Annotated in this window: 6 protein-coding genes and 2 pseudogenes; 4 read left to right on the forward strand and 4 right to left on the reverse strand. The window is 41.9% G+C overall.

Translation table 11 applies throughout. From position 1 onward, the window contains the following. Positions 1-190: 190 nt before the first annotated feature. Positions 191-352 (reverse strand): hypothetical protein, encoded by a 162-nt coding sequence (locus G593_RS19755; protein ID WP_242827113.1) that lies wholly within the window; start codon positions 350-352, stop codon positions 191-193. Beyond that, positions 353-418, reverse strand: a pseudogene (locus tag G593_RS21590) (hypothetical protein); the annotation flags it as partial. Between the two features lie 10 nt (positions 419-428). Between G593_RS21590 and G593_RS18755 the strand changes: the two are divergent. Then, positions 429-2,501 (forward strand): hypothetical protein, encoded by a 2,073-nt coding sequence (locus G593_RS18755; protein ID WP_196801982.1) that lies wholly within the window; start codon positions 429-431, stop codon positions 2,499-2,501. A 128-nt stretch (positions 2,502-2,629) separates the two neighbouring features. Here G593_RS18755 and G593_RS0115285 read toward each other — a convergent pair whose 3' ends face one another. Further along, positions 2,630-3,964, reverse strand: coding sequence for an MATE family efflux transporter (locus G593_RS0115285; protein WP_029732268.1), 1,335 nt, complete (start codon positions 3,962-3,964; stop codon positions 2,630-2,632). A 138-nt stretch (positions 3,965-4,102) separates the two neighbouring features. After that, entirely contained in the window at positions 4,103-5,380 is a 1,278-nt protein-coding gene (locus G593_RS0115290) for an L-cysteine desulfidase family protein (protein WP_005339415.1), read from the reverse strand. An 82-nt stretch (positions 5,381-5,462) separates the two neighbouring features. On the opposite strand from G593_RS0115290, the gene G593_RS20950 reads away from it, so the two are divergent. From G593_RS20950 to G593_RS0115305, 3 genes and pseudogenes are all read left to right on the forward strand, one after another. Continuing rightward, positions 5,463-5,741, forward strand: coding sequence for a hypothetical protein (locus G593_RS20950; protein WP_029732269.1), 279 nt, complete (start codon positions 5,463-5,465; stop codon positions 5,739-5,741). A gap of 286 nt (positions 5,742-6,027) precedes the next feature. Beyond that, complete coding sequence (locus tag G593_RS0115300) at positions 6,028-6,984, forward strand: 2-hydroxyacid dehydrogenase (RefSeq protein WP_029732270.1); 957 nt, start codon at positions 6,028-6,030, stop codon at positions 6,982-6,984. 193 nt (positions 6,985-7,177) lie between these two features. Next, positions 7,178-8,401 (forward strand): annotated as a pseudogene (locus tag G593_RS0115305) (TRAP transporter large permease); the annotation flags it as partial. Positions 8,402-9,184 lie beyond the last annotated feature (783 nt).

Below are 9,184 nucleotides of genomic sequence, written 5' to 3' on the forward strand. Positions count from 1 at the left end.
TTAAATTTTCTTAACATTACCTTTCTATTATGTCACGTTAAAACCAGAATTACAATTTAATCTTATTGAAAGAATAAAAAAATGTAAGATTATACAAAAAAATACCTGCTCACAGGGAACAGGTATGACAAAATCATGAGATATTTTACTTGAAAACAGGTTGCTTTACTATAGCAATGTTGATATATTTTTAACGCGTCAGAATCTTTACAGATGTATCTTCATATCCTTGCGCCAATGAAAATATATCCTTTAATCCATCTGTGATGTAAACAGTTCCATCGGTTGCTACGAACACGGCTTCGAAATCATCACTTTTCGCCCAGAGGTCATAGGCTTTATCCAGACCCATAACAAATAGCGAAGTGGAGAGGGCATCGCAAATTCCTCCTTTGTCCCCTGCGACTGTGACGGACAGAAGCCCGCTCTTGGCAGCATGGGAAGAGAAGTCCTATAGCTTGTCAGCAGGTGGAGCATACAAAAAAGATACAGATAACAATAAACTTATCTTTGCAACAAAAGACTTTGTCGCTAATCCTGAAATTCCAGCATTGAAGAGCGGAGATGTAGTTGCAATTTCTGCAAATGGATATGATGATCTGACATTTAAGCTTGTCATTGATACAAATGGAAATGCTTCTCTTGTAGAAGATGATGGTAAGGGAGATCCATACGAGCTTCATGTAAAAATCGAAGGAGAATTTGAGGCGGCAATCGTAGGACAGAAAGATTACGATGGAGTGTCCAGTGCCAGCGTCGGCGGTTCCTCAAGCAATAAGAACAGTGCAGTGAAAGTATACGGCGCACTGGTAGAAAAAGGAAAAGACGTTGCTGACAAGGATTGGGAAGAGCTGGATAATATGGCTAAGATTAAATTGAATGGAAGCAAATGCAGTGTTAGCATCGTTCCGGACACAGAAAAAGGAACATCTGCAGACAGTGACAGCGGTATGCAGGGCGTATATATGACGATCAGCAGTGATCTGACACTTAGCGGTACGCCAAAAGATCCTGGAAGTTATCTGGTTTCCGTGTCTATTGAGGATCAGCAGGGACGCAGCGCAGTCAGCAACACACTGCCATTCAGAATTTACAGCGGCGAGGAAACGCTTGCAGACCAGATGAAGAAAGAGAATTTTAAAGATTATGGAAATGGACTCTATGCATGGGATATTATGGAACCATGGGCAATCAGTAAATTTGGAAGTAATGTAAACGGTGAGGAAGAGAGCGTCCGTGTGCCAGCGTATTTGGAGGCATGGTTCGGTTCCCACGAGAGCGGAACTTACGGATATCTGGGGTATGACATTCCGTGGAAGCAGGTCGTAGCTGGAAATATTCCTCAGACACTTTATATTCCGAGTGGATGTAATCTGACACTGACAAATATGGAAGTACTCAGCAGTGTACATATTATTGTAGAAAATGGTGGTAAACTGACGCTTTCTGATTCTGTTGTACAGGGAATTATCGATGTACAGAGCGGAGGAACATTTTCTATGAACTATGATTCTTTCAACAACGAATTTACAACAGGAGCGTCTCTGTGTGGACAACTTCGTCTTGCAGACGGTGCTGTTTTGGAAAATGCAGCAATTTACTCTCACGCAAATTATCTTGCAAACGGAGATCTGACAGACCGTACAACTTCTGAGCCGGTTGTAGTGGCAAATGGAAATGTAACCGTAAAGGGTACGGTAGCTATATTAGGTGATGATGGCGGAAGCGATATCGGACAGACAGCACTCCGTGTAAATGGAACATTAACTCTGGCAGATAAGGACACAACACTTGTAGCTTACGGCGGAAGCGGAAAGACTTTGCTTTATACAGACGGTGGAACAGCCATTGACATTACAGAAGGCAGCCAGATTACAGGAGATGGAAAATTAGTTGCAATCGGTGGAGATGTTCTCTGGGGAAATGGTGGAAATGCTGTATCCGGAAAAGGAACAATTGCAACGAAAAAAGTATTCCTTCAGGGAGCAACCGCTAATACATCTAACAAAGCAGAGGCTGGAAAAGCAATTGATGGAGATGTAAAAGTTATCAGTTCCAGCACTCATATTGAAGACGGAACAATGATCAGCGGTGCTGAGAATGATCCGTTAGCCGATTTGTACTGGAAAGCTGGAATTAATGTACTGCCTCCATTAGAAAAATTTACAACAACAGATAACGGAAATAATGGTTCCGATAATGGCGATAATGGGGATAACGGAAATAACGGTTCCGATAATGGCGATAACGGGGATAACGGAAATAACGGTTCCAGCAACGGAAATACTGGCAATAATAGTAACTCCGGAAACAATGGTAACACAGGTAATAGTGGTGATTCTGGAAATAATGGAAAGATTACATCAGCAACTAAGACTGCAGCAAATGTGAATACAGTTAAGACAGGAGATACAAACAATGTATTACTCTGGGCTGCACTCTTTGTAGTTTCCTGTGCAGGAATGGCAGGTATTACAGTAGTTGCTAAGAAAAGAAAATAGTATACAGCAGATGTAAATTTGCTAATATAAAAATGCGACCGGCATGAATGTCGGTCGCAAAAATATTCTATACTAGAAGTCCTTCCTGATTTGCTAATGAGAAAGCAGTGCTTGCATAGCCTAAAATATTAGTCGGTGATTTTTGATTCTCTGTAAGTATGTATCAACAGTGGTAATTCTGCCACCAGCATCCCAATCCAGCCTGCCAGGTAGGAGAATGGCAGTGCTTCAATTCCAAATCCCCATACAAGAACGAGCGGTGCGGCAACAAGAACCCGAAGCCCCATATTGACAAAACTGCTGATCAGGGTAATCTTCAAATCACCGATTCCACGGAAGAATCCCTGAAGTCCATTGGTGATAGCCGGCAAGATATACATTATGGAAATCAGGTGCAGATAAGTAACACCGTGCCCGATAACTTCCTCATCTTTCACAAAGAGCATCATCAGATGTCTTGCAAAAACAAAACAGACAATAAAAATGAGGATGCCGTAAATGGTCTCCAGTACCAGTCCACATCGGAAGCCTTCACGCATCCGGTCATTTCTTTTCGCCCCCTTATTTTGCGCCATAAGTGCTGTCATGGCGTGGGCTATATTCTGCTCCGGGGTATAGGCAAAGTCATCAATCCGGTTGACCGCGGTAAATGCAGCGGCAACAGACACACCCATAGTATTAACAATTGCCTGAACACCGATTTTTCCGAGCTGTACAGTTGCCTGTTGCATTGCAGATGCCCAGCCGTATGCAATTGTACGCTTTAACAGGGAACGGTCGAAAATGAGCCATTTCTTTCCTAATTGAAGGAGTGGTACTTTTTTCTGCACATAGATAATACAGAAAATACAACACAGTGCCTCACTGATAACAGTGGAAACAGCGCAGCCATTACTTCCTGCTTTCAGTACAATGATAAAAAACAAATCTCCGAAAACATTAAGAATCGCACTTATGATCAAAAAATACAGTGGTGAATTACTGTCTCCGAGGGCTCTTAATGTACTGGAGAAAAAATTATATAAAAATGTAAACATAAGTCCTACAAATATGATGCGAAGGTAAGAAGTCGTCATATCCAAAATAGATGCGTCTACCTGTAGCAATCTGAGAAGTGATTTCGCAATTCCAATACTGAGAATGGTTAGAATTACAGAAAATACAGATCCTGAAATCATAGTCGTACTGATCTGGCGTGAGAGAGTATCGTAATCTTTCGCCCCGTAATACGTGCCGATCAGAATACTCGCGCCCATGCACAGACCATTCAGAAACAGAATGACCAATGTCGTGACCGGATTGCAGATACCGACCGCAGCCAGTGCCTCTTTTCCGATAAAATGTCCCACAATAATGCTGTCTACGGCGTTGTAGGTAAGCTGGAACAGATTTCCCAGTACAAGTGGAATTGTAAATCTAATAAGCATGGGCATAATCTTACCCTTCGTCATATCCTGTGTCATAATATCTCTCCCTGGTGTAAAACTAAACAGCGCAGGATATCCGCTCATATAAATGAAACGGTTTTCCTGCGCTTTTGATGATATTACTTCCATGTCTATTCGTCAATTGAAATCTTTACCTGAGATGAATTCCATTTATTAATCATTGATCATAATTCGAATGATTTCTTCATTTGTCTCTTTCATGCCGTCTTTTCCGAGACGTCCCACATTATCAATGGTTCCCTCGATTCCTTTTGTGATGATGCCATCACCGGCGTAGAACTGCTGCCCCTGCAGGTACATATTGTAACCAAGTATTCCGGCATCTACGGAAGCTGCGATTTTGGCTGCACAGGAAGCTTTTGCTCCGTCGCAGACCATACCGGATACGATCGCGAGTGCGTTGACAACAGTATGGATCACTTCTTCATATCCACCGCCGCACAAGTATGCGATTCCGGCTCCGGCAGCGGCTCCGGCGCTGACAGCTCCGCAGTAAGCAGAGAGGCGCCCGATTCCGGTTTTCTGGTGGATTGCGATCAGATTGGAAAGTGCCAGTGCGCGGTAAGTCTTATCTTCGTTAGTGTGTAGCTCTTTTGCATATTCCAGAACAGGCAGAGAACAGGTCATTCCCTGATTTCCACTTCCGGAGTTGATAACGACCGGAAGCTCACAGCCATTCATTCGCGCATCAGATCCGGCAGCAGCGCGAGCTTTTGCGCGTGTGCGGACGTCGTTGCCGTAAGTATTAAGAAGTACAGTTCCAATATTTGCACCATAATTTCCGGCGAGTCCTTCATCGGCGATTGCGCTGTTATACTCAATCTGACGGGACAGGACTTCACGGATATCGTCGATGTCAGCCATATTAATAAAATCCCAGATAGACTTTACATCCAAAAGAGTACGGTCAGTCAGTCCTTCTTCGCTTGCACCTTCAACTGGTACATAGTGAAGGATTTTTCCATTTTTTTCAATTCTTACAATGTTTGTATGATAGTTGGCAATACGGACTTTAGCAGAATCCTTTCCGGCAAATACTTCAACGATGATGTCGAAGATACAGCCGTTATCAATATGCTCGACGGTAATCTCAGTTTCTTCGAGATACTTTGCCATTTCTTTTGTCTGTGCTTCTGTTACATCAGAGATAACTTCCAGTTCTTTAGAAGCATCTCCGGCAATGATTCCGGCTGTAGCAGCGGCCGGGATTCCTTTTAAATGATTCGTGTTCGGAACGATTACACTTTTTACATTTTTAATAATGCTTCCGCTTGCTCCGATATGTACGCGCTCCGGTATGCAGCCCAGCACTTCACGGGCTTTGGCAGCAGCGTAAGCCAGAGCAATTGGCTCGGTACACCCCATAGCCGGTATTAATTCTTCTTTTAATATCTGGATATATGCCTGATATTTAATATCTTCTTTTGTCATGAAAACCTCCAAATGCCAGTTTTCTCCTGGCAATAATAAAAAACGTTCGACTTGAATTTATTGAACCATATTTTCGGAGAAAATGCACCTGTTATTTAAAAATTTGATGAAATTAAATGTTGGAACCTGTATTCCGCTTTTCTTTACCGCAGTCCAGATCGGCGTATTTGCGAAAGAGCCAGTCGTAGAAGTCAGGCAGGAAGTGACAGATGAGAGTGCTCCGGTACTCCGCGTGGTGGTTGATGATGGGTTTTGCCCAATGTCATTTTATGAAGCAGGTATGAATGAACATCTGACAAAACCTGTAGATGGTGAAAAATTACTTCAGGTACTTTACAAGTATAAAAAAACGGGGCTTTAATATAAAAGAACAGGAATAACACCGGCAGAAATACCGGTGTGAGAGGAGAGATTTATGAGCCACATAGCAGACTGGCTTACGGCAATCGGACATAATTATTTCAAATTGAAGCTGAAGTGTTGAGAGATGGCAAGAACCGGAAAGTAAAAATTATGCTTCGTTATGAGTGGATTTACAGAAAGCCTGAAAAAAATAGATAAAAATGTATTTAAGTTTTAGTATATCCATGTATTGACATGAGGTTATAATATTTATAAAATACAGACAGAAAGGGAGCGTGAAAAAAATGAAAATCGCATTATTAGAACCAATTGGAGTATCAAAAGAAGTTATTGATGAGTTATCAGCACCGATTACAGAAAAGGGACATGAATTCGTATATTATGATACCAAAACAACAGATCCGGCAGAACTTGCCAAGAGAAGTGAAGGCTGCGACATTGTTATGATTGCTAACAATCCCTATCCGACAGAGGTTGTAGAGAAAGCGGACGCACTGAAGATGTTATCTGTAGCATTTACAGGAATTGACCACATCGGAACAGACAAGTGTAAAGAGAAAAATATTATGATCTGTAATGCAGCAGGGTACTCAAACCAGACAGTTGCCGAGCTTATCATTGGTATGGCGATTGACGCATTAAGACATGTAGTAAAAGCTGACGGACTTGTAAGAAATGGTGGAACAAGTGCAGGCCTTGGAGGAAAAGAAATCTGCGGAAGAACGGTCGGAATTATCGGACTTGGACAGATCGGACTCATGGCAGCAAAATTATTCCAGGCATTTGGCGCTAAAGTTATCGCTTACAACAGAAGTGAGTCTGAGGAAGCAAAAGCACTTGGAATCGAGTATAAATCATTAGAGGAAGTATTATCAACAAGTGATATCGTATCACTGAACCTTCCACTGAATGCAGAGACGAGAGGATTCCTGTCAGCAGAAAAGATTGCACTTATGAATGAGAACACAATCTTCATCAACTGTGCAAGAGGACCGATCGTAGACAACGAGGCACTTGCGAAAGCGCTGAATGATGGAAAGCTTGGATATGCATGCGTTGACGTATTTGATATGGAGCCGCCGATTCCGGCAGATTATCCATTGCTTCAGGCTAAGAATACATTATTGACACCTCATCAGGCATTTATCTCCGAGGAGTCTATGGTAAGAAGAGCAAAGATTGTATTCGATAACGTGACCGCTTATCTTGACGGCAAGCCGGTCAACGTATGTAAGTTGTAAGAATAAAAAAGACAAAAAAGACATAAAAATAGAGAATGATATAGTACTTTGATAATTTCGCATATTTACAAAGTTCTAAGTATGAAAGGCAGTTTCGTAAAAGTCAGACAAATAGAGCAGACTTACCGAAACTGCCTTTTTTTTGCCAAGCATACGACAAAAAGGTCCGGTGGACCTTTTTTAGTTTGAAATACTTGGTGTATCTTCCGTATGTGCAATTCTTCCAATCATGGATTTGAATGTAGCCGTACTGACCGGATGCCAGAGAATCTTCTCCGGTATCTCTGTATTCAGCCTGCTTGCTATCCCGTTCTTTATTCTTGCAGGAAATATTATGAATAAAGGTGGTATTGCCGTAAGACTGATTAACCTTGCAAAATTAATTACAGGACGCGCTCCTGGAGCACTTGCTCAGACAAATATCCTTGCAAATATGTTATTCGGTTCTATTTCCGGATCTGGTACAGCAGCAGCTTCTGCTATGGGATCTATCATCGGACCAATCGAGAAAGAAGAGGGATATGATCCGAACTTCTCTGCAGCTGTTAATATTGCAACTGCACCGACAGGACTTCTGATCCCGCCAAGTAACGTAATGATCACATACTCACTGGTCAGCGGAGGGACTTCCGTAGCAGCACTTTTCATGGCTGGTTACATTCCGGGAATCCTCTGGGGACTTGCTTGTATGTTAGTAGTATATGTGATTGCCAAGAAAAAAGGCTACCGTGCAAAAACACGTTTTACAGCATCTGAAGCTGGTAAGATCATCCTTCAGGCTCTGCCTTGTCTGCTTCTGATTGTAATCGTAATCGGTGGAATCATCTTCGGTATCTTCACTGCAACAGAAGGTTCTGTAGTGGCCGTAGTATACAGCCTGCTTCTGTCATTATTTGTATACAAATCAATCAAGATCAAAGAACTGCCGAAAATTCTTCTGGACAGTGCTGAGATGACTGGTATCATCATTTTCCTGATCGGTGTATCCAGCATCATGTCATGGGTTATGGCATTTACCAATATTCCGGAACTGGTATCTACAGCATTGCTTTCCGTAAGCAGCAACAAGTTTATTATCCTGTTCCTGATCAATATTATCCTTCTGATCGTCGGAACATTTATGGATATGACACCGGCCTGCCTGATCTTCACACCGATCTTCCTGCCGGTATGTACTGCACTTGGAATGGACACTATCCACTTTGGTATCATGATGATTTTCAACCTGTGTATCGGAACAATCACACTACCGGTTGGAACAACACTGTTTGTTGGTGTTAAAGTCGGTAAAGTACAGATTGAGACAGTATTCAGACAGTTGCTCGTATACTTTGCAGCAATCTTTATCGTACTGATGTTCGTAACATATATTCCGAACTTAAGCCTGTGGCTGCCGAAATTGATGGGATACATCTAGGATAAAATTTAATATAAGTTGCACAACTAAAAGCACGCAGATATGAATGATTTTCTATGACTGCTGCGCCGCATATTATTGATTTTCTACGCAAACTCGCCTAAAGGACAGGCTCGGACAAAGCTGCGAAAATCAAGCTATGCTCGCAGTCATGACGAAAATCACACAATTATCTGCGTGCTTTTTAGTTGTGCGTAAATATTGAATTTTATGAGGGGATGTGGCGTGGGGTGTGATGCATGTGATTCGCTTATGAAATTGTTAATGCGTTGAATAAACAGCGAAATATGTAATCTTAGTATATGAGGGTGAATTGTATGTATTTGAGACGGAAAATAGATGATTATTTGAAGAATGGAAAAATAGTGAGGTAAGCCTTTGATTATCAAAGGTGCAAGTCAGATTGGGAAGAATCAAAAGTGAAAATTACCCGGATAGTTTGCTAAAAACTATGTCCCTAAACTCCCATGCCCGCACACTTGGCACCACCATAAATGAAACTATGCAGACTATTGGGTATTGAATTTGTTGTTACTGCCGCTTATATTTAAAATAACGGCAAAGATCGTGTTTATTTTGGGCCTGTAGCCCGTTCCCTAAACTGATTTCAGGTACTCTCATTTGCACCACCACCTGTCCAGCCACTTGAAGAATTTTCATTTATGGCAAAAGGACGTATAGTAAAATGATAACAGACAGAGTACCGTGCCGTAAATTCATCCAGGAGGTGCCAGTATGGATAAAATTTACGACAAATGTTGTGGTATTGATGTGCACAAAAAG

Source organism: Dorea sp. AGR2135, from assembly GCF_000420885.1.
GTDB classification, from domain to species: Bacteria; Bacillota; Clostridia; order Lachnospirales; family Lachnospiraceae; genus Dorea; species Dorea formicigenerans.

What these genes read in the sequence shown, in the direction of transcription:
- G593_RS19755 (WP_242827113.1), bottom strand. Translation starts at nt 352, where the DNA reads ATGGGTCTGGATAAAGCCTATGACCTCTGGGCGAAAAGTGATGATTTC.
- G593_RS20950 (WP_029732269.1), top strand. Translation starts at nt 5,463, where the DNA reads ATGCACCTGTTATTTAAAAATTTGATGAAATTAAATGTTGGAACCTGT.
- G593_RS0115300 (WP_029732270.1), top strand. Translation starts at nt 6,028, where the DNA reads ATGAAAATCGCATTATTAGAACCAATTGGAGTATCAAAAGAAGTTATT.
- G593_RS0115290 (WP_005339415.1), bottom strand. Translation starts at nt 5,380, where the DNA reads ATGACAAAAGAAGATATTAAATATCAGGCATATATCCAGATATTAAAA.
- G593_RS0115285 (WP_029732268.1), bottom strand. Translation starts at nt 3,964, where the DNA reads ATGACACAGGATATGACGAAGGGTAAGATTATGCCCATGCTTATTAGA.